The sequence below is a fragment of the Hydrogenophaga sp. GW823-FHT04C09 genome (assembly GCF_058796355.1).
The window spans coordinates 278,437-298,578 of sequence record NZ_JBXAIO010000007.1 but is presented as its reverse complement, the minus strand read 5'-3'; the positions used below and the strand labels follow the sequence as shown (position 1 = coordinate 298,578).

General features: G+C 70.7%; 22 protein-coding genes. 11 read left to right on the top strand and 11 right to left on the bottom strand.

The genetic code is table 11. The features are described from left to right. Nucleotides 1-281: 281 nt before the first annotated feature. Nucleotides 282-875 carry a chalcone isomerase family protein gene (locus AC1Q9M_RS20075; RefSeq protein WP_382162686.1) on the top strand — a complete coding sequence of 198 codons (594 nt, stop codon included), beginning with the start codon at nt 282-284 and terminating at the stop codon, nt 873-875. A 91-nt stretch (nt 876-966) separates the two neighbouring features. Further along, nucleotides 967-2,091: an ABC transporter substrate-binding protein gene (locus AC1Q9M_RS20070; RefSeq protein WP_492435390.1), complete on the top strand. Its 1,125-nt coding sequence runs from the start codon at nt 967-969 to the stop codon at nt 2,089-2,091. Between the two features lie 6 nt (nt 2,092-2,097). On the opposite strand, the gene gph is transcribed toward AC1Q9M_RS20070, so the two are convergent. Together gph and rpe are read right to left on the bottom strand one after the other, a co-directional pair. Next, nucleotides 2,098-2,733 (bottom strand): phosphoglycolate phosphatase, encoded by a 636-nt coding sequence (gene gph, locus AC1Q9M_RS20065; RefSeq protein ID WP_382163772.1) that lies wholly within the window; start codon nt 2,731-2,733, stop codon nt 2,098-2,100. Between the two features lie 122 nt (nt 2,734-2,855). Continuing rightward, nucleotides 2,856-3,545 carry a ribulose-phosphate 3-epimerase gene (gene rpe, locus AC1Q9M_RS20060; protein WP_382322939.1) on the bottom strand — a complete coding sequence of 230 codons (690 nt, stop codon included), beginning with the start codon at nt 3,543-3,545 and terminating at the stop codon, nt 2,856-2,858. Between the two features lie 103 nt (nt 3,546-3,648). On the opposite strand from rpe, the gene apaG reads away from it, so the two are divergent. From apaG to AC1Q9M_RS20030, 6 genes are read left to right on the top strand one after another with little or no spacing between them, the layout of a single operon-like run. Then, nucleotides 3,649-4,044: a Co2+/Mg2+ efflux protein ApaG gene (gene apaG / locus AC1Q9M_RS20055; protein ID WP_291117488.1), complete on the top strand. Its 396-nt coding sequence runs from the start codon at nt 3,649-3,651 to the stop codon at nt 4,042-4,044. 41 nt (nt 4,045-4,085) lie between these two features. After that, entirely contained in the window at nt 4,086-6,134 is a 2,049-nt protein-coding gene (locus tag AC1Q9M_RS20050; RefSeq protein WP_492435387.1) for a site-specific recombinase, read from the top strand. Beyond that, nucleotides 6,127-7,098 carry a thiamine-phosphate kinase gene (thiL, locus tag AC1Q9M_RS20045; RefSeq protein ID WP_492435385.1) on the top strand — a complete coding sequence of 324 codons (972 nt, stop codon included), beginning with the start codon at nt 6,127-6,129 and terminating at the stop codon, nt 7,096-7,098. The genes AC1Q9M_RS20050 and thiL overlap by 8 nt, the downstream gene beginning before the upstream one ends. Nucleotides 7,099-7,120: 22 nt before the next feature. Further along, nucleotides 7,121-7,639, top strand: coding sequence for a phosphatidylglycerophosphatase A family protein (locus tag AC1Q9M_RS20040; RefSeq protein ID WP_382162700.1), 519 nt, complete (start codon nt 7,121-7,123; stop codon nt 7,637-7,639). Between the two features lie 2 nt (nt 7,640-7,641). Continuing rightward, entirely contained in the window at nt 7,642-8,130 is a 489-nt protein-coding gene (locus AC1Q9M_RS20035) for a CinA family protein (protein ID WP_444688044.1), read from the top strand. Nucleotides 8,131-8,135: 5 nt separating this feature from the next. Beyond that, nucleotides 8,136-9,287 (top strand): DNA alkylation repair protein, encoded by a 1,152-nt coding sequence (locus tag AC1Q9M_RS20030; RefSeq protein ID WP_492435382.1) that lies wholly within the window; start codon nt 8,136-8,138, stop codon nt 9,285-9,287. Here AC1Q9M_RS20030 and AC1Q9M_RS20025 read toward each other — a convergent pair. Together AC1Q9M_RS20025 and AC1Q9M_RS20020 are read right to left on the bottom strand one after the other, a co-directional pair. Next, entirely contained in the window at nt 9,277-10,431 is a 1,155-nt protein-coding gene (locus AC1Q9M_RS20025; RefSeq protein WP_492435380.1) for an Acg family FMN-binding oxidoreductase, read from the bottom strand. The genes AC1Q9M_RS20030 and AC1Q9M_RS20025 overlap by 11 nt on opposite strands. Next, the gene (locus tag AC1Q9M_RS20020) at nt 10,431-11,312 is read right to left on the bottom strand and encodes an NAD-dependent epimerase/dehydratase family protein (protein WP_492435378.1); all 882 of its coding nucleotides are present in this window, start codon (nt 11,310-11,312) and stop codon (nt 10,431-10,433) included. Before AC1Q9M_RS20020 ends, AC1Q9M_RS20025 begins: the two co-directional genes overlap by 1 nt. On the opposite strand from AC1Q9M_RS20020, the gene AC1Q9M_RS20015 reads away from it, so the two are divergent. Both AC1Q9M_RS20015 and AC1Q9M_RS20010 read left to right on the top strand, forming a co-directional pair. Further along, a complete protein-coding gene (locus AC1Q9M_RS20015; RefSeq protein ID WP_444688040.1) occupies nt 11,293-12,183 on the top strand; it encodes a LysR family transcriptional regulator in 891 nt (296 codons plus the stop codon). The two genes, AC1Q9M_RS20020 and AC1Q9M_RS20015, sit on opposite strands and share 20 nt — an antisense overlap. 52 nt (nt 12,184-12,235) lie before the next feature. Beyond that, nucleotides 12,236-12,907 carry a glutathione S-transferase family protein gene (locus AC1Q9M_RS20010; RefSeq protein WP_382162718.1) on the top strand — a complete coding sequence of 224 codons (672 nt, stop codon included), beginning with the start codon at nt 12,236-12,238 and terminating at the stop codon, nt 12,905-12,907. A 10-nt stretch (nt 12,908-12,917) separates the two neighbouring features. On the opposite strand, the gene AC1Q9M_RS20005 is transcribed toward AC1Q9M_RS20010, so the two are convergent. From AC1Q9M_RS20005 to AC1Q9M_RS19990, 4 genes are all read right to left on the bottom strand, one after another. Then, a complete protein-coding gene (locus tag AC1Q9M_RS20005; protein ID WP_492435375.1) occupies nt 12,918-15,182 on the bottom strand; it encodes a xanthine dehydrogenase family protein molybdopterin-binding subunit in 2,265 nt (754 codons plus the stop codon). A gap of 11 nt (nt 15,183-15,193) precedes the next feature. Then, nucleotides 15,194-15,655 (bottom strand): (2Fe-2S)-binding protein, encoded by a 462-nt coding sequence (locus AC1Q9M_RS20000; protein WP_382322931.1) that lies wholly within the window; start codon nt 15,653-15,655, stop codon nt 15,194-15,196. 98 nt (nt 15,656-15,753) lie between these two features. Continuing rightward, the gene (locus AC1Q9M_RS19995; RefSeq protein WP_382322930.1) at nt 15,754-16,326 is read right to left on the bottom strand and encodes a TetR/AcrR family transcriptional regulator; all 573 of its coding nucleotides are present in this window, start codon (nt 16,324-16,326) and stop codon (nt 15,754-15,756) included. Nucleotides 16,327-16,382: 56 nt separating this feature from the next. Beyond that, nucleotides 16,383-17,192, bottom strand: a complete 810-nt coding sequence (locus tag AC1Q9M_RS19990) for a UPF0149 family protein (RefSeq protein ID WP_492435372.1) — start codon at nt 17,190-17,192, stop codon at nt 16,383-16,385. Between the two features lie 67 nt (nt 17,193-17,259). On the opposite strand from AC1Q9M_RS19990, the gene AC1Q9M_RS19985 reads away from it, so the two are divergent. Then, on the top strand, nt 17,260-18,879 hold the full coding sequence (locus AC1Q9M_RS19985; protein WP_492435371.1) for an FMN-binding glutamate synthase family protein: 1,620 nt from the start codon (nt 17,260-17,262) through the stop codon (nt 18,877-18,879). A 6-nt stretch (nt 18,880-18,885) separates the two neighbouring features. Here the strand turns inward: AC1Q9M_RS19985 and AC1Q9M_RS19980 are convergent, their stop codons facing one another. From AC1Q9M_RS19980 to AC1Q9M_RS19970, 3 genes are read right to left on the bottom strand one after another with little or no spacing between them, the layout of a single operon-like run. Then, on the bottom strand, nt 18,886-19,242 hold the full coding sequence (locus AC1Q9M_RS19980; protein WP_382322927.1) for a GFA family protein: 357 nt from the start codon (nt 19,240-19,242) through the stop codon (nt 18,886-18,888). Between the two features lie 31 nt (nt 19,243-19,273). Then, nucleotides 19,274-19,738, bottom strand: coding sequence for an anthrone oxygenase family protein (locus tag AC1Q9M_RS19975; RefSeq protein WP_492435368.1), 465 nt, complete (start codon nt 19,736-19,738; stop codon nt 19,274-19,276). After that, nucleotides 19,735-20,124, bottom strand: coding sequence for a DUF488 domain-containing protein (locus AC1Q9M_RS19970; protein ID WP_382162739.1), 390 nt, complete (start codon nt 20,122-20,124; stop codon nt 19,735-19,737). The genes AC1Q9M_RS19975 and AC1Q9M_RS19970 overlap by 4 nt, the downstream gene beginning before the upstream one ends. Between the last annotated feature and the right edge of the window lie 18 nt (nt 20,125-20,142).

Below are 20,142 nucleotides of genomic sequence, written 5' to 3'. Positions count from 1 at the left end.
CAAACCCCGGGGGAAGGTGCACGTTTACGCTGGCTTGCGCCAGGGCCAGGCTCCCCGGCCATTGCGGCTCGGCAGACCACCTGATAAGGATGTGCGTGGGTTGAACATGGAAGGCGCAGTGTAGCAAAGCGCCATGACCGTGTCCCACATCACGCGCCCAAGCTTTGGTTCTACGGCCAAACCCTGATGTCCGGCGCAGGCTCGGCAAGGACAATCCTGGCGAAACGAACGGGTGTTCTTTTTTTTACGCGCCATCGCCCTCGCCCACCCGGACACACCCCATGAAAACACCGTTGATGCCCACCCTCGCCCTGGTCTTTGCCCTGCTCGGCATGGGTGCGGCGCAGGCCGCCACCGTCGACCTCGCCGGCGTGAAGCTCGAAGACCGCGCCACCGTGGCCGGCAGCCCGCTGGTGCTCAATGGCGCCGGCATCCGCTACAAGGCGGTGTTCAAGGTCTACACCGCCGGCCTGTACCTCGGGGAGAAGGCGAGCACCCCCGAGGCGGTGCTCGCGACCAAGGGCCCCAAGCGCATCAGCATCACCATGCTGCGCGACATCGACTCGGCCGAGCTGGGCAAGCTGTTCTCGCGCGGCATGGAAGACAACATGGACCGCAGCGCCTTCTCCAAGCTCATTCCGGGTGTGCTGCGCATGAGCCAGGTGTTCAGCGACCACAAGAAGCTGCAGGCCGGCGACAACTTCCTGGTGGACTGGGTGCCCGGCACCGGCGCCGTGCTCACCATCAAGGGCAAGGTGGAGGGCGAGCCGTTCAAGGAGCCCGAGTTCTACGACGCCCTGCTGCGCATCTGGCTGGGCCCCAAACCGGCCGACCACCTGCTCAAGGACGCCCTGCTGGGCAAGCCGGCACGCTGACCCGTCCGCGCGACGCGCGGCCCCCATGCGCCGCCGAACGGGCGGTCCGGCCCGCCAGAATGCGGGTCATCCCCTCTACGCCGCATTCACCATGATCCGTCGCAACCTGATGGCCGCCCTGGCCGCCGCCCTCCTGCCCGTCGCCGGCCTGCCCCAGGACAGCGGCGACATCGTGGTGGCGCAGATCGGGCCGTTCACCGTGCTGCCCGCGCCGGACCCGAAGGAGCTCAACGAAGGCATCACCGCCGCACTGGACGAGATCAACGGCCGCGGTGGCATCCAGGGCCGGCGCATCTCGCTCGTCAAGCTGGACGACACCTACACCTTCGACGGTTTCCGCCAGCAGCTGGGCACGGTGATGGCGCAAAAGCCGGTGGCGCTGCTGACGCCGCTGGGCTCCGCCACCCTCAAGGGCCTGCTCGACAGCAAACTGCTGGACACCACCGACATCGTGATCCTCAACGCGGTGCCGGGCGCCAGCGTGCTGCGCTCGCCGGGGCACCCCAAGCTGTTCCACATCCGCGCGGGCGACGAGCAGCAGATCCACAAGATCGTGACGCACGCGCGCACGCTGAGCATCCGCTCCATGGGGGTGCTGCACCAGAACATCCCGATCGGCTCCTCGGGCCTGGCCTCGGCGCGCAGCGCGGCGGCCGAGCTGGGTGGCATCGAGATCGTGGAGACGCAGTCCGCCACCGACGCCGCGGCGCTCGCGCAGGCGGCCAAGACCCTGGCCGCCGCCAACCCGCAATCGGCCCTGGTGGTGGGCGCGCCCAAGTTCTCGGGCGAGGCCATTGCCGCGCTGCGGGCGGCGGGGGTCTCGCAGCAGATCTTCAGCCTGTCCTACCTGCCCGCACCGGCACTGATGAAATTCGCGGGCAACGGCGCGCGCGGCGTGGGCCTGTCCCAGACCTTCCCCAACCCCATGGGCGCGACGCTCCCGCTGCAGCGCGATTTCCGCGCAGCGATGCGCAAGGTGCACCCCACGCTGACGGACTACACCACCTTCCACATGGAGGGCTACATCACCGCCCGGGTGTTCGCCGAAGCCGCCAAACGCAGCCGCAACCTCAATCCCTCGGGCATCGCACAGTCGCTGCGCGCCATGGGCGAGGTCGACCTCGGCGGTTTCCGCGTCAACTTCGCCAAGAGCAACCTGGGCAGCAACTGGGTGGACATCGGTGTGGTGTCCGGCGACGGCAAGCTGCTTTACTGATCGTCTTCAGGCCCCGGCCTGCAGCAAGCCGGGCAGGCCGTCGAGGCGGTCCACGAAGGCATCGGCGTCGACCCCGCGCACCGGCTCGCCATGGTTGTAGCCGTAGGTCACCAGCACCACCGGGCAGCCGGCCGCTCGCGCGGCCAGCGCATCGTTCTGCGAATCGCCCACCATCAGCGTTTGCGCCGGCACCGTGCCCAGGGCTTCGCAGGTCTTGAGCAGCGGCAGCGGGTCGGGCTTGGTGCGCTCGAAGCTGTCGCCGCCGAACACGTGGGCGAAAAAGTCCGCCAGGCCCTTGGCCTGCAGCAGCGGGCGCGCGAAGTTCAGCGGCTTGTTGGTCAGGCAGGCCAGCGGCAGGCCCCGCTCGCGCAGCGCCGCGAGGCCCTCGACGACACCGGGGTAGACCGCGCTGTGCTGGCCGTTGATGGCCAGGTAGTGCGCCTGGTAGCGCGTCCAGGCCTCGGGCTGCACGCGGGCGGCCTCGTCGGCACCGAGCCCGCCGTGCAGCAACGCCGAGCGGATCAGGTGCGCCGAACCCTTGCCCACCATGCGCTCGATGTCGGCACGGGCGACGACCGGGCGGCCCAGGTCCTTGAGGGTTTCATTCAGGGCGACGTCGAAGTCGCCCAGGGTGTCGACCATGGTGCCGTCGAGGTCGACGATCAAGGCCCCCACGCTCCACCGCTGCGCGGGTCGCTGCCCCCCGAGGGGGCTGGCCGGGCTTGGGAGCGGCCCGGCGCCCAGCCGGGCGTCGTCGATGCTTCTCATTGGAGCGCCGCGCGCATCTGGTCGATCACGGCCTTGTAGTCCGGCTTGCCGAAGATCGCGCTGCCGGCCACGAAGGTGTCGGCCCCTGCGTCGGCCACGCGGCGGATGTTGTCGGCCTTGATGCCGCCGTCCACCTCCAGGCGGATGTCCTTGCCGCTGGCCTCGATGCGCCGGCGCGCGTCCTCGATCTTGCGCAGCGCGGAATCGATGAAGCTCTGGCCGCCGAAGCCCGGGTTCACGCTCATGATCAGGATCAGGTCGATGTCGTCGATCAGCCAGTCCAGCACGTCCAGCGGCGCGCCGGGGTTGAAGGTCAGGCCGGCCTTGGCGCCCTTGGCCTTGATGGCCTGCACGCTGCGGTGCACGTGGGTGCTCGCATCGGGATGGAAGCTCACGAGATCGGCGCCGGCGTCGATGAAGGCACCGGCCAGCGCGTCCACCGGCTGGATCATCAGATGCACGTCGATCGGCACCGGCGTGCCGTCGGGCTTCTTGGCGTGCGGCTTGAGCGCCTGGCAGATCATGGGCCCGAAGGTCAGGTTGGGCACATAGTGGTTGTCCATCACGTCGAAGTGGATCCAGTCGGCGCCGGCGGCGATGACGTTCTTCACCTCGTCGCCCAGGCGGGCGAAATCGGCGGACAGGATGGAGGGGGCGATGCGGTGCTGGACGGGAAGCTGGGACATGGGCAACCTGGCTGGTGGGGAATGGGTGGGCGCGGGATCGGGCCAAAGACCCCATTCTCGCAGGGCCACCGCGTTGACGCAGGCGCGCGGTAACATGCCGCCCATGCCGAAATACCTGTTCACCTGCGAGGTCGAACCCCAGTTCCTGAGCGAACAGTCGTCGCCCGACGAAGACGTGTACGCCTTCGCGTACACCATCACCATCACCAACGCGGGCGAGGTGCCGGCACAGCTGATCGCGCGCCACTGGATCATCGACGACGCGCGCGGGCAGACCGAGCAGGTCAAGGGCCTGGGCGTGGTCGGGCACCAGCCCCTGCTGCGGCCCGGAGAATCCTTCCAGTACACCAGCGGCACGCGCCTGGCCACGCCCACGGGCACCATGCGCGGCAGCTTCTTCTGCGTGGCCGAAGACGGCGAGCGTTTCGAGGCCGAGGTGGCCGAGTTCGCGCTGCGCGCCCCGGGCTCGGGCGACGCACCGGCGCGGGTGCTGCACTGAAAGCCGGCGCCCCGACACGCGGCCCCCACCCCGACGACCGCATGCCCACCTCCACCCCGCTCGACACCCTGGACCCGGACGCCCCGCTGGCGCTGCGCCACCTGTGGCTGATCGGCGCGTTGCGCTGGGTGCGCGGCGAAGAGGCCGACGTGCAGGCCAGCGTCGGCCGCGTGCGCCTGTTCCTCGACACCGTGCAGGGCGATCCCGCCGTGCAGGCGCGCTGGCGCCGCTGGTGGAGCCGCTTCATCGCCACCGTGGACCTCACGCCGCTGCTGGCCGACCACGGCTTCGCGCCGCGCACCGCCTTTCTGAGCGAATTCGGCAACCGGCTGCGCAAGAAAGTGCTGCCGGGCACGCCCGAGACCACCGACATGGCCGAGCTGTTCGACCTGCTGCTGTCCGCGCGCTTCGACGTGCGCTGGCTCAAGGCGCTCGACAGCGACACCCTCAAGCGCCTGCGCAGCCTGCTGATCGCGGCGCCGGCCGACGAGGCCTCGGCCGCCGACTCGCCCGCCGGCTTCTGGCAGACCGCGCTGATGGACGCGCTGATCTTCTGCGTGAGTCAGATCAGCGCCACCGGCTTCGCCTCGGAAATCCGCATCCGCATGTCGCCCGAGGCGCAGGCCCAGCGGCCCTTCCACGAGCTGCCGGCCGATTTCGAGGCGTTGCGCCGCGCCGTGAACCGCCACGGCGCACGCAGCCCCGAAGCCCTGGCCGCCGCCGATGTGCTGCGCCAGCAGCTCGACGCCTGCCGCCACGCGGCCTATACCGTGTACTCGCACCTGGAAGAGCACGGCGTGTCGGTCGGCATCGTGTTCCGCCTGCGCCAGCTGCGCGAACGCATCGTGCGCGTCAAGGAGCTGCTGGACTGCCTGCAGTCCGAGCAGCCCGAGCGCGCCACCGCCGCGCTGCTGGCCGACCTGGCCCAGGTCGGGCTGGACAACCGCAGCGTGCGCTCGCTCATCGCCAGCAGCTCGCACCTCACCGCGGCCAAGGTGGCCGAGCGCAGCGCCGAGAGCGGCGAGCACTACATCACCCGCAACGCCGCCGAGTACCGCGAAATGGTGCGCAAGGCGGCCGGCGGCGGCGCCATCATCGGCCTGACGACCTGGATCAAGTTCCTGCTGTACGGGCTGGGCCTCACCGCGTTCTGGGGCGGCTTTGCCGCCGGCCTGAACTACGCCGCCTCGTTCGTGCTGATCATGCTGCTGCACCTCACGGTGGCCACCAAGCAGCCCGCCGTGACCGCGCCGGCCATGGTCGCCAAGCTGCGCGACATCAAGGCGCCCGGCGCGGTGCGCCGCTTCGTCGACGAGGTGGCCAACCTGTTTCGCTCGCAGATCGCCGCCATCGTGGGCAACGTGGGCCTGGTGATCCCGGTGGTGGTGCTCATCAGCCTGGGCCTGCAGCTGCTCACCGGCCAGGCCATGGTGAACGAGGACAAGGCGCACCACGTGCTCAACGACATCCACCTGCTCGGCCCCACCGTGTTCTTCGCGGCCTTCACCGGGGTGCTGCTGTTCGCCTCCAGCATCATCGCCGGCTGGGTCGAGAACTGGTACGTGTTCCACAACCTGGACTCGGCCATGCAGCACAACCCGCGCTTCACCGCCGTGCTCGGGCGCGAGCGCGCCGCGCGCTGGGCCGATTTCATGCGCCGCAACATCTCGGGCCTGGCGGCCAACATCTCGCTGGGCTTCATGCTGGGCCTGGTGCCCGCGTTCGCGGCCTTCTTCAGCCTGCCGCTGGACGTGCGCCACGTCACCCTCTCGGCCGGCCAGGTCACGGCCGCGGCCATGGCGCTGGGCTGGGACGTGTTCACCGAGCCCGCCTTCTGGTGGGCGGTGGCCGGTGTGCTCGCCGTCGGGCCGCTCAACCTGGGCGTGAGCTTCTACCTCGCGTTCCGCCTCGCGCTGCAGGCGCAGAACATCAGCGAGGTCAACCGCCAGCTGATCCGCGCCGCGATCAAGCGCCGCATCCGCGCCGCGCCGCTGAGCTTCCTGATTCCGCCCCGGGCCGCGCGCCGCGGCGAAGACGACGAACCCCCTGCCCCGGCACCCTCGGCCGGTTCGCCCCAAGCGCATGGGTGAGTTCGAACTGATCCGCCGCCATTTCCAGCGCGCGCCAGCGACCGGTGGGGACGGCGCGGTGGTGCTGGGCATCGGCGACGACTGCGCCCTGCTGCAACCCAGCCCCGGCCACCAGCTCGCGATCTCCAGCGACATGCTGGTCGAGGGCCGGCATTTTTTCGCCGACGTGGACCCCGAAGCGCTGGGCCACAAGGCGCTGGCCGTGAACCTGAGCGACCTCGCCGCCATGGGCGCGCGCCCGCTGGGCTTCACGCTCGCGCTCGCCCTGCCCCACGCCGACAGCGACTGGCTCGCGCGCTTCGCGCAAGGGCTGTTCGCGCTGGCCGATGCGCACGCCTGCCCGCTGGTGGGGGGGGACACCACGCGCGGCCCTCTCAACCTCTGCATCACCGTCTTCGGCGAGGTGAAACCCGGCCAGGCGCTGCGGCGCGACGCCGCGCGCGCGGGCGACGACCTGTATGTGAGTGGCCGCACCGGCGAAGCCCGGCTGGCGCTGGAGCAGCTGCGCGGCACCGAATGGGCCGGCACGGCCGTGGAGGCCGAAGCGCGCGCGCGGCTGGAGCGGCCCACACCGCGCAACGCCCTGGGTGCGGCGCTGTCGGCCGTGGCGGGCGCGCACGCCGCGATCGACCTGAGCGACGGCCTGGCCGGCGACCTCGGCCACCTCCTGCAGGCCAGCGGCGTGGGCGCCGAGATCCACCTGCCGGCCCTGCCCGTGGCCCCTGCGCTGCAAGGCCTGCCCGAGGCGCGGTGGCTCGAATGCCTGCTGGCCGGCGGCGACGACTACGAGCTGCTGTTCACCGCCGCGCCCGAAGCGCGCGAGGCCATTGCCCAGGCCTCGGCCGACAGCGCCACGCCGGTCACGCGCATCGGGCGCATCACGGCCGCCCCGGGCCTGCGCCTGCTCGGCGCGGCGGGCCAGGAGGTGCCACTCGGCGCACAAGGCTTCGACCATTTCGCCTGAGTGCCCGCCCGATAATCCCCGCATGCCCGACACCGCCAACGACGCGCCGCTCACCCGCCCGACCTGGCGTTTCCTGCTTGCCCACCCCGCCCACTTCCTCGCGCTCGGCGCGGGCGCTGGCCTGAGCCGCCTGGCGCCGGGCACGGCCGGCACGCTCTGGGCCTGGGTCGCCTTCCTGCTGCTGGACCCGCTGCTCACGCCGCTGACCTGGGCGGTCGTGATCGCCGCGGCCACGCTCGCGGGCTGGTGGGCCTGCACCGTCACCGCGCGGCACCTGCGCGTGGCCGACTCCGGCCACATCGTGTGGGACGAAGTGGTCGCCTTCTGGCTGGTGCTCTGGATGATCTCGCCCAGCGGCTTCTGGGCCCAGCTCGCGGCGTTTCTGATCTTCCGGCTGTTCGACATGGTCAAGATCGGCCCCATGGCCTGGGCCGACCGGACCTTCAAGGGCTTCGGCCCGCGCGGCGGCTTCGGCATCCTGCTCGACGACTTCGCCGCCGCTTTCTGCACGCTCATCGTCATCGCCTTGTGGAGGCTCTGAACATGCCCGACACCACCCCCGCCCTGGTCGAACAACTCGCCGCCGCCCTCAAGGCGCGCGGCCTGATGATGGCCACGGCCGAAAGCTGCACCGGTGGCCTGATCGCGGGTGCCTGCACCGAGCTCTCGGGCTCCAGCGACTGGTTCGAGCGCGGGTTCGTCACCTACTCCAACGCCGCCAAACACGGCCTGCTCGGCGTGCCGGCCCTGCTGATCGAGCGGCACGGCGCAGTGAGCGAGCCGGTGGCGCGCGCCATGGCCTCGGGCGCGCTGGCGCACTCGCCGGCCCAGCTCGCCGTGGCCGTGACCGGCGTGGCCGGCCCCACCGGCGGCAGCGCCGAGAAACCGGTGGGCACGGTGTGGTTCGGCTGGGCCACGCCCGAGGGCGTGTTCACCGAGCACCAGCGCTTCGACGGCGACCGCGCCGCCGTGCGCCAGGCCACGGTGCGCCATGCGCTGGCCGGCCTCCTGCAACGACTGCCCCGCACCTGAAGCCCATGGAACCGTTCAAGAACCTCATCGGCCCGGCCACCGTCGCCAACGCCGGCCACCACCTGCGCCGCGCCTGGCCGACATTCGACCGCAAGCGCTTCGAAGCCCAGGCCGCCACCGGCCTGGAACAGCTGGAGTTCAAGGCCCGGGCCATGCAGCTGGCCGACGCGCTGGAGGCCACACTGCCCGACGACTTCAACGCCGCCTGCGAACTGCTGGAGGCCAGCCTCGCGCCTCCCCTGGCCATGGACGCCCAGGGCGAACCGCTCAAGCTCGGCGAGGCACGCGACGAGCACGGCATCGGCGGCTGGGCCCTGTGGGCGGTCGGCGAATTCGTCGCGCGCCGGGGCGTGGCCGACGAAGCGGCGGCCCGGCGCGGCCTGGCCTGCCTGCACGCGGTCACGCAGCGCTTCACCGCCGAGTTCGCCATCCGGCCGCTGATCCAGCGCCACCCTGCCCTGGCCTTCGACACCCTGGGCCAGTGGGTGAACGACCCGAGCGCGCACGTGCGCCGGCTGGTGAGCGAAGGCAGCCGCCCGCGCCTGCCCTGGGGCCTGCGACTGCAGGCGCTGGTGCTGGACCCGGCTCCCACCCTGCCCCTGCTGCGCGCGCTGCAGGACGATCCCAGCAGCTACGTGCGCCGCAGCGTGGCCAACCACCTCAACGACATCGCCAAGGACCACCCCGACCTGGTCGCGGGCTGGGTGCGCGACCACCTGATCGACGCGCCCGATGCGCGCAACGCGCTGCTGCGCCACGCCAGCCGCGGCCTGATCAAGGCCGGCCACGCGCCCACGCTGGCGGCCTGGGGCCTGGGCAGCGGCCTGCAGGGCGAGGCCACGCTCGCGCTGACGGCGAAGCGCGCGGCGGTCGGCGGCGAGATCGGCCTGCGCGTGCAACTGCGCTCCAGCGCGCGCCAGCCCCAGTCGCTGGTCGTGGATTACGCCGTGCACCACGTGCGCGCCAACGGCAGCGCCTCGCCCAAGGTGTTCAAGGGCTGGAAGCTCACGCTCGCGCCCGGTGAAGAACGCACGCTGGAAAAGCGCCACAGCCTCAAGCCCGTGACCACGCGCACGCTCTACCCCGGCACGCACCTCATCGACCTGCGGGTCAACGGCGTGGCGCTCGCGGAGGCGGCGTTCGAGCTCAAGCCTTGAGGATGTGCGCCGCGAGCCCGCGCCGGGGCGAGGGCCCGATCACCGGCGCATAGCCCAGCCGGGCCCACATCTGCACCGTGAAGCGCGGTGCCGGCGCACCCAGCAGCCGATGGATCTCGTTGTACGGCCCGATCTGCTCGGGGTACTCCTGCAGCGCCTGCGACAGCGGCTGCATCGACAGGCCCGCGGCGGTGGCGGCGAGTTGGGCCCGCACATAGGCGCGGCCCGCGTTGATCTGCGTGCAGCGGTCGTTGCCCTCGGTCACCAGCCAGAAGAAGGCGGGCGTGTGCTCGATCCGGGTGTTGAAGTCCTGGATCTGGGTCGTCGTCGACGTGCCGTCGGGCGCGGGCACCTCGCGGCGGTCGAACAGGCCCAGGGCCACGAGCGCGCGCACCATCGGCGCGTTGAGCGAAATGCCGTCGCGGTGCCGCGCGATCTCCTGCGGGCCCACGCGCAGCACCTGGAGCGACTCCATCACCGTGCGCGGCGTGACCAGCTCGATGCGCCAGGCTTCGCGGGCGATGCGGCGGTGCCGCGCCAGCGCCTCCGACTGCGCGGCACCCACGAAACCGACCCGCATCGGATAAGCCTGCACACTGGCGCTGATCGCCTCCAGGGCAGCGGCATCGGGTTCGCGCGCCTCATAGGCCTCGCGGTTCGTGCGGCGGTGGAAGATCTGCGCGAACAGTGGATCGGGCGCCACCGACGCCTCGGGCACCAGGCGGATGCGCGCGGTCGGCCGCGCATCGACCGTCTCGGGGCCGAAGGCGCCCCGCGGGAACAGCTCGATCTGCGCGCGCAGGCCCTTCTCCCGCGCCGCCAGGTCGAGCAGTTCGATGAAGCAGCCCTGGCTCATCATCATCTGGCGCGAATGCGGGTCGGTCTGGGGCAACAGGCGGCTGCGGTCGATGAACAGGGTGATCTCGTCGGGCACGCCCAGGTCCACCAGCCAGGACTGCAGGTTGTGCGAGTGCGGCGCGAGCAGCGCGTGCCCCACCAGCCAGCGGCGCACGTCGGTCTGCTCGCCCGGCCCCTGCCAGGCGGCAATGGCCTCGGGCGGCAGCGCGCTGTCGCAGGCGCCCAGGGTGACGGCGACCGCGCCGCCGCCCGCAAGGCGGATGAAGCGCCGGCGGTCCATGGACATCAGGCCCGCGCGGGCAACGGGGTCACGCCCTCGGCGCCCAGCAGCGCCAGGCCCTGCAGCGTGTGTTCCAAGGCCTGCGGCCAGGGCGTGTGCGGCTCGCTGCCGATCCGCTCACGCAGGCGGCGGTTGTCCAGCCGGTGGGGCTGGTTCCAGAGGTAGCGCAAGGCGGCCAGCGCGCCCAGGGTCGGCATGGCCAGGCCGAGCGCGCGGATCAGGGGCCAGGGCATGCCGCCCACGCGCAGCGCCTCGTTCTCGCGCAGCCAGCCTTGCTCGCGGGCCAGTGGCTGCAGGGCATTCACCCAATCGCGGCCCGTGAGCGTGTGGCCGCTGAAGTGCAGCGACTCGAACGCGGGCAGGGTCTCGCGCACACGCGCCAGGGCGACGAAGGTCTGCGCCAGGTCGGGCAGGTAGGCCCAGGGCGTGGCCACGTCCAGCGGACCGGGAAACACCAGCTTGCCGCGGCGGATGCCGGTGAGCATCGCGCGGTCCAGCCAGGTGCCCTGGCCCTGCCCATAGAAATTGCCAGCGCGCACGATCACCGCGCGCAGTTCCCCGCGTTGCGTGGCCGCCTCCAGCCGCTCTTCCATCTCGGTGCGCACGCGGCCCATGGCCATGGTCGGCCGGTACGGTGCGCCTTCGAGCAGCACCGCCGGCATGCCCTGGCCGAAGTTGTAGACGTTGCCCGGCAGCATCAGCGTGGCGGCCAGCGCGCGCGCCACGGCCATGCCACTTTGCAGCAGGGGCCCGTTCTCCCGCTCCCAGGCCGGGCGGGTGTACTGGTTGGGGTTGAGCGCGTGCACCACCACCGTGGCGCCGCCCGCCTGCCGCACCCGCGCCACCAGGTCGGCGACGGCCTGCGGCGTGAATACCGGTGATTTCAACTGGACCCTCATCCGCTCCTTCCTCGCGGCGCTCGACCGGGGCAGCCTGATGGCCGCCGCGCGGGCCCTGGCCACGACCCAGCCCACGGTGGGTCGCCACATCGGCGAGCTCGAAACGCAGCTCGGCGTGGTGTTGTTCGAGCGCACCGGCCGTGGCCTCGTGCCCACGGCGCACGCCCACCGGCTGGCCGAGGCGGCGCGCGCGATGGCCAGCGCGGCCGACCAGCTCGCGCGCCAGGCTTCGGGCGCGCAGCAGGATGCGCGCGGCTCGGTGCGCATCAGCGCGAGCCAGCCCGTGACCTGCGTGCTGCTGCCGCCGGTGCTGTTGCAGTTGCGCCAGGCCCACCCGGACATCCAGGTGGAGCTGGTGTCGAGCAACGCGGTGAGCAACCTGCTGCAGCGCGAGGCCGACATCGCGCTGCGCATGGTGCGCCCCGACCAGGCCACCCTGCTGTGCAAAAAGGTCGGCCAGGTGGCCCTGGGCGCCTACGCCCACCGCGACTACCTGCGCCGCCGGGGCACGCCGCGCACGCCGCAGGATCTGCTCGCGCACGACCTGGTGGGCAACGACCGCCAGACCGACATCCTGCGCGGCTTCGCGGCCATGGGCTACCCGATGCAGCGCGAGAACTTCGCCGTGCGCACCGACGACCTCAACGCCTACCAGGCCGCGGTGGACGCGGGACTGGGTGTGGGCTTTCTGGCTCGCTATGTGGCGCGCCGCAACCCCGACCTCGTGCCGCTGCTGCCGATGCTGCCGATCCCGCCGCTGCCGGTGTGGCTCGCGGTGCACCGCGAGATCCGCAGCAACCCGCGCATCCGCCAGGTGTGGGACTTCCTGGCGCAGGCCCTGCCGCCGGCCCTGGCCTGAACGCAGCCCCTACACTGGCACGGCACCACCCCCATTTGAAAGGCAGCCCTTCATGCTCACGGTCCACCACCTGAACAACTCGCGCTCGCAGCGCGTGCTCTGGCTGCTCGAAGAGCTGGGCGTGCCGTACCAGATCGAGCGTTACGAGCGCGACCCCAAGACCATGCTGGCGCCGGCCTCGCTGCAGAAGGTGCACCCGCTGGGCAAATCGCCCGTGGTGACCGACGGCAAGGCCACGCTGGCCGAATCGGGCGCGATCCTGGAGTACCTGGTCGAGACCTACGGCGAAGGCCAATTCGCGCCCGCGCACGGCACACCGTCCTTCCTGCGCTACCGCTACTGGCTGCACTACGCGGAAGGCTCGCTGGCCACGCCGCTGCTGCTGCAACTGGTGTTTGACCAGATCGAGCGCAAGAGCCCCTTCATCGTGCGCCCGGTGGCGCTGGGCATCTCGTCCCAGGTCAAGAAGCTGCTCGTCACGCCCAACCTCAAGCGGCACTTCGACTACCTCGAAGCCGAGCTGGCGGAACACGGACCCTGGTTCGCCGGACGCTCGTTCAGCGCGGCCGACGTGCAGATGAGCTTCGGCATCGAAGCCGCCGCCGCGCGCGGCCTGCTGAAGAACCGGCCCAAGCTCGCGGACTGGCTGCGCCGCATCCACGAGCGGCCCGCCTACCAGCGCGCGCTGGCACAGGGCGGGCCGTTCGACCTCGGCACGTTCTAGACCGGCCGCGTCACGCCAGCTTGAACGGCAGTTCGCGCAGCGGCCTGCCGGTCAGGCTCGCGATGGCGTTGGCGAACGCCGGCGCCAGCGGCGGCAGACCGGGTTCGCCCACGCCGGTGGGCGCGTCGGCGCTGGGCACGAGGTGCACCGCGATGGCCGGCATGTCGGTGATGCGCGGCACCGCGAAGTCGCCGAAGTTGCTCTGCTCCACCACGCCGTCCTTCAGGGTGATGGCCGCGCCCGGCAGGCACATGGACAGGCCCATCAGCGCCCCGCCCTGAATCTGCGCTTCCACGCTCTTGGGGTTCACCGCGAGGTTGCAGTGCACACCGGCCGTGACCTGGTGCAGCTTGGGCGTGCCGTCGACCACCGAGGCCTCGACCACGTAGGCCACCACCGAGTCGAAGGACTCGTGCACCGCCACGCCCCAGGCGCGGCCGGCGGGCAGGGCCTTCTTGCCGTAGCCGCTTTTGTCCACCGCGAGCTGCAGCGCGGCGCGGTGGCGCACGGCCTTGTCGTCCATCAGCTTCAGGCGGTAGGCCACTGGGTCCTGTTTCGTGGCGCGCGCGATGTCGTCGATCAGCGTCTCCATCACGTAGCCGGTGTGCGTGGAGCCCACGCTGCGCCACCACAGCACCGGCACGTTGAGCTTGGGGTGGTGGGCCGAGAGGCGCATGGGCACGCTGTAGGGCTTGCCCATGCCTTCGACCATGGTCTCGTCCACGCCGCCCTTGACCATCATGGGTTCGAAGAAGGTGCCGGCCATGATGGACTGGCCCACGATCACGTGGTCCCAGGCCAGCACCTTGCCCTGCGCGTCGAAGCCGATCTCGGCGCGGTGCAGGTGCATGGGGCGGTAGTAGCCGCCGCGCACGTCGTCTTCGCGGCTCCACACCGTGCGCACCGGCGCGCTCAGGCCGGCGGCCTGCGCGGCTTTCGCGATGGTGCAGGCCTCGACCACGAAATCGCTGGTGAGCAGGCCGCGCCGGCCGAAGCCGCCGCCGGCCATCTGCACGTTCATCGTCACCTGCTCGGGCTTCACGCCCAGCGTGCGCGCGGCCGCGGCCGTGTCCAGCCCCGGCATCTGGGTACCGGTCCACACGGTGGCCTTGGCGGCGGCGCCGCTGCCGGTGAGCTGCACCGTGCAGTTCAGCGGCTCCATGGGCGCGTGCGCCAGGTAGGGGAACACGAACTCGGCGCTGATCTTGTGCGGCGCGTTGGCCAGCGGCGCCATGTCGGCGTCGTGCTTGATGTGGCCGGTCTTGGCGGCCAGGGCGCGGTAGCTCACGAGCTGCTGCGCGCTGTCCACCTTCTCGCGGCCGGCGTCGTTCCACTGCACCTTCAACGCATCGCGGCCCTGCTTCGCGGCCCAGTAGCCCTCGGCCACCACGGCCACGCCTTCGCCGCCATCGTGCAGCGGCACACGCAGCACGGCCTTCACGCCCTTCACCGCGCGCGCGGCCGCGTCATCGACCGAGGCCACCTTGCTGCCGAACACCGGTGGGTGCTGGAGCACGGCGGTGAGCATGCCGGGCAGGCGCACGTCCATGCCGAAGCCCTGCCGTCCGCTGGATTTCGCCTTCGCGTCCAGCCGCGTCGTGGGCTGGCCGATCAGCTTGAAGCGCGACGGGTCCTTGAGCGTGACCTGCACCGGCACCGGCTGCTGCATGGCGGCGTCGGCCAGGGCGCCGTAGCCGAGCTTCTTGCCGCCGGGGCCGATCACCACGCCGCGCTCGGTGGCCAGCGAGGCCACCGGCACGTTCCACTGCTTCGCGGCGGCCGCCAGCAGCATGGCGCGCGTGCGCGCGCCGAGCTCGCGGTACTGGGTGTACGAGTGCTTGACCGCCGTCGAGCCGCCGGTGATCTGCATGCCGAAGGCCGGGTCGTTGTAGGCCGGGTCGGCGTTGCCGTGCACGGCCTGCACGCGGCTCCAGTCGGCGTCCAGCTCTTCGGCCAGCACCATGGCCAGGCCGGTGTGCGTGCCCTGGCCGAACTCCAGGCGGTTGACGGTGACGGTGACCGTGCCATCGCGCGCGATCTTCACGAAGGCGGCGGGCTGCTGGTCGGGCTTCAGACCGGTGGCGGCGGGGGCCGCACCCTGCTGGGCGCTGGCCATGAGGGGGTAGGCGCCCAGCGCGAAACCGGAGGCGGTGGCGATCTTCAGGAAGCTGCGGCGCGCGATGCCTTCAGGCGCCTCGGCGTCCTCCAGGCGGTGGGCCAGCGCGGGCGGCAGGTGGGCGCGAATCTGGTCGGCGGTGTGGGTGTGCAGGTGCATGGGGTGTCCTTTCAGGCCAGCGTGCGGGCCGCGTCCTGGATGGCGATGCGCACGCGCGCATAGGTGCCGCAGCGGCAGATGTTGCCGGCCATGGCACCGTCGATCTCGGCATCGCTGGGTTTCGGGTTGGCCTTGAGCAGCGCGGTGGCGCTCATGATCTGGCCGCTCTGGCAGTAGCCGCACTGCGCCACGTCGGCCTTCACCCAGGCCTGCTGCACGGCCTGGCCGACGCGGTCGGTCGCCACTGCTTCGATGGTGGTGATCTTCTGCCCCACGGCCGAGGCGATGGGGGTGACGCAGGAGCGGATGGCCGCGCCGTTCAGGTGCACGGTGCAGGCACCGCAAAGCGCCGCGCCGCAACCGAACTTGGTGCCGGTCATGCCCAGGGTGTCTCGCAGGGCCCAGAGGATGGGGGTGGATTCGTCGGCGTCGACGCGAACGTCCTTGCCGTTGATGTTGAGCGTGGTGGGCATGCGTGGGTTCTCCTGTCGTGGGTTGAAGTGCCGGTACACCAGTGAATGAATGTTCATTCGCTTTATAGTGAAAAACGGTGTCGAAGAAAAATCTTTTCTCAGGCTTTGATGCCATCCCAGCAAAGACCGAAGGCCTGCGCCAGCGCGGCCTCGGTGTCTTGCAGGTCGCCGCTGCGCAGCAGGTTGGCGGTGTCGCGCACCGAACCGAAGAAGCTCGCGGCCAGCAGCATGGTGGGCACGTCCTTCACGATCTGCTGCGCCCGCGCCTCGTCGAAAAAGCCCAGGCAGCCGCTGGCGAAACGCGCCGAGAACTGGCGCGAGGCCTCGCTGAACCAGGGCGAGTTGTAGTACTGGTCCATGAACACCGCCTCCGGGTAGTGCGCCAGTCGGTGGCGCAGCAGCCGGGTCCAGTTCTGCTGGATGCGGCGGCGGAACGGCACGGACGGATCGATGCCAGTGTCGATCAGCGCGCTCAGCGCACCCTTGACCTGCTCGTACAGCGCGTTGAGCAGCTCTTCCTTGGAGCGGTGGTAGACGTACAGCGTGCCGGTGGCGAGGCCCGCCTCGCGCGCGATGCCGGCCATGGTCAGCCCGCTCAGGCCAACGCGCTCGACCAGCGCCAGGGTGGCGCTGGCGATGGCCTGCTGCTTGTCGTCGTCCTTGGGTTTCATGAGGGCGCGATCTTAAGCGAATGAATGTTCATCCGTCAACCGCGCCCGGACGGCCGTCAGGCCCCGTGGCATTTTTTGTATTTCTTGCCGCTGCCACAAGGGCAAGGATCGTTGCGGCCCGGCGTGGCCTCCTTGCGCACCGGCTCCACGCGCGGGCCCAGGCTCTTGCCGATCTGGTGCAGGTCGTAGACCGCCCAGATGGCGGCGCCGAAGGCGTTGAGCCGGTCGTCGCTCACGCTGGGCGGGCCGTCCTCGGCGTGCATGTTCACCGTGGGGGTGTCGGTGTCGTCCTCGGTCAGCTTGACCACCTTCTCGAGCGCCTCGTCGATCCAGGCGGCGGTCTCCTTGTCGCGCGGCGGCTCCCAGTCCTCGCCGAAGTTCTCCACCACGAACATGAAGCCCAGCGCCCACACCTGGGCGTAGGCCGGCAGCTCCTGGTCCTGGAACTCGGCGCGCTCTTCGTCCGGCAGCGCGGCCACGGCGCCGCGCACATCCATCAGCTCGGGGTGGTAGCTGCGCTCGTCTTCCAGCGTGTCCACCGGTGCGGCCAGCGAGGCCGCCACCTCGGCCTCGCGGCGCGACCACAGGTCCATGAAGCGCTCGTACTGCGCGGTGTTGCTGAAATGCGTGCCGTCGTCCTGCGGCGCGGTGGGCAGCGGGCCGGTGCCCAGCAGCACGGGCAGCCACTCGGCGGGCTCGATGGGGCGGCGCGTGCACAGCAGCGCGGCCATCGCGCCTTCGCAGAACTCCCACTGCGGCACCTCGTCGCCGCGCGTGCGCAGGTCGTCCAGGATGGCGTCGAGCGCGTCGTAATCGTCGTGGTCCAGCGCGCCGGCCGGGTCGGAGGGGGTGTTCGTCGTTGTCATGGTGCAAAGAAGCCGGGGTTTTATGATGCCCCGCAGTGTATTCCCCGGTGCACCCACGAAAGCCCGCATGCTCGACCGCCTCAACGCCCTCTACCCCGTGCGCTACACGGCCTTCGCGCTCTGCGTGCTGTTCGCGCTGCTGAGCCTGTTCACCCTGGTGGCCTTCGGGGTGGGCGGGTTCACGTTCCTGGTGTTCGGGGCCCTGTCGGCCGTGGGCCTGTGGGACCTGCGGCAGACCAAGAGCTCGGTGCTGCGCAACTACCCGGTCATCGGGCACCTGCGCTTCATGCTGGAGAAGATCCGGCCCGAGATCCGCCAGTATTTCCTGGAGAACGACACCGACGCCACGCCGTTCTCGCGCAGCCAGCGCAGCCTGGCCTACGCGCGCGCCAAGGGCGAGACCGACAAGCGCCCCTTCGGCTCGCAGCTGGACATGAACGCCGACGGCCACGAGTGGCTCAACCATTCGCTGCAGCCCAGCACCCTGGCCACGCACGACTTCCGCGTGCTCATCGGCGGCGACACCTGCACCCAGCCGTACGACGCCAGCATCTTCAACATCTCTGCGATGAGCTTCGGCGCGCTCTCGGCCAACGCGATCCAGGCGCTCAACGCCGGTGCGAAAAAGGGCGGCTTCGCGCACGACACCGGCGAAGGCTCGATCTCGGCCTGGCACCGCCTCAACGGTGGTGACCTGATCTGGGAGATCGGCTCGGGCTACTTCGGCTGCCGCGATGAAACCGGCCGCTTCAGCCCCGAACGTTTCCAGGCCAACGCGATCGACCCGCAGGTGAAGATGATCGAGATCAAGCTCAGCCAGGGCGCCAAGCCGGGCCACGGCGGCGTGCTGCCCGGCCCCAAGGTCACGCCCGAGATCGCTGCGGCGCGCGGCGTGCCGGTGGGCATCGACTGCGTCTCGCCCTCGTCGCACAGCGCGTTCACCACGCCGATCGAGATGATGCATTTCATCACCCAGTTGCGTGAACTCTCGGGCGGCAAGCCGGTGGGCTTCAAGCTGTGCATCGGCCACCCCTGGGAATGGTTCGCCATCGTCAAGGCCATGCTGCAGACCGGCGTGCGGCCCGACTTCATCGTGGTCGATGGCGCCGAGGGCGGCACCGGCGCGGCGCCGCTGGAGTTCACCGACCACGTGGGCGCACCGCTGCAGGAAGGCCTGCGCCTGGTGCACAACACCCTGGTGGGCGTGAACCTGCGGGAACACATCAAGGTGGGCTGTGCCGGCAAGGTGGTGAGCGCCTTCGACATCGTGCGCGCCATGGCCATCGGCGCGGACTGGTGCAACAGCGCGCGCGGCTTCATGTTCGCGCTGGGTTGCATCCAGGCGCAGAGCTGCCACACCGGCCACTGCCCCACCGGCGTGACCACGCAGGACCCGGTGCGCCAGCAGGCGCTGGTGGTGCCCGACAAGGCCCAGCGCGTGTTCCATTTCCACCAGAGCACGCTGATGGCGCTGCAGGAACTGGTGCAGGCCGCCGGGCTGCAGCACCCGCGCCAGATCACCTCGCACCACCTGGTGCGCCGCGTGAGCGAGAACGAGGTGCGCCTGTTGGCCAACCTGCTGCCCTCCACGCCACCCGGCGCGCTGCTGACCGACCTGGCGGCGCAGCACGCGGTGTTCACGACCTATTGGGAGCGGGCCAGCGCGGAGCGGTTCAGCCTGGCCTGAGGCCCCTCACGCGTCCCGGCCGTTGTACTCGTGGACCGGCACCGTGCTCAGGTCCAGCCCCTCGATGCAGCGCAGGTTCACGGCCGCCATGGCGTTGCCCTTGGGGTCCACCCCCTCGGCGTAGGGGTGCATGCCGCAGGTGGGGCAGAAGCGGTGCTTGATGAGGTGCTTGTTGAACAGGTAGGTGCTGGCCGCGTCCTCGGGGGTTTTCAGCGTGAACTGGTCGCGGGGCACGAACCAGAGCAAGGACCCTTTGCGGGAACAGATCGAGCAGTTGCAAGACAGGGCGCTGCCGATCTCGCCCTCGACGTCGAACGCGACCTTGCCGCAATGGCAACTGCCGGAATAGCGTGTGCTGGCCATGGGAACCTCGCTCGGTGATGGTTGGGGGATGTCAGTTGTAGCAAACCAGGACCGCACACGCCGCGGCCACCAGCGCCGCCGCGGTGCGCACGTGGTTCCAGCGCGTCCATTCGCGCACGTAGGCCGGCCAGTAAGCCGCCGCGTCGGACGACGCCGCCTCCAGGCGCGCGAGGCGGTTGTTGCGCGGCACGTTGAAAGCCATGGTCACGCCGAAGGTGCCGAGCGCGTAGAGCAGGCCCCCGGCGAGCAGCGCGGCCGACCCGGCCATCACGGCCACCACCACGCAGGCGATGGACAGCAGCAGCGTGCCCATGAACGCCCCCATGAACCAGGGGTTGATCACCACGATGTTGATGCGCTGCATGGCGGCCACGCCCTGCGCGGCGGGCAACTGCGCCAGGGCCTTCATCACGAATGTGGAGAAGCCGTAGAACACGCCCCCCACCGTGGCCGCGCCGAGCGCGGTGAGCAGGACCAGCAGGTCCGTGCCGCTCATGGCTCGACCTTCGCGCCCTTTTCCCGCAGCAGCTCGCGCAGCACCGAACGGTGGCAGTGCGATTCGTCCTCGCAGTAACAGCCGACGGAAAAATCCGAGCGGTGCGACAGCGCGGCGAGCAGCTCCAGGTTGCGCGCGTTCTCGGGCGCGGCCATCTCGGCGCGGTATGTCCGCGTGAAGGCGCTCCACTGCGCGGCTGTCTCGGCGGACTGGCCGAGCTTCATGGTCTCCACGCTGGGCGCGAGGTTGGGGTACCACACGTCGTACCAGTTGCCCGAGGCGAACTCGGTCTTGGGCACGCCGCGCGGCGGCCGCCGCACCGTGCCGATGCGGGTGCCCTCGCCCGCCGCCCTGTCGCTGCCCAGTCGAACCACCCGAATGGCCATGGCCGTCTCCTTGTGAAA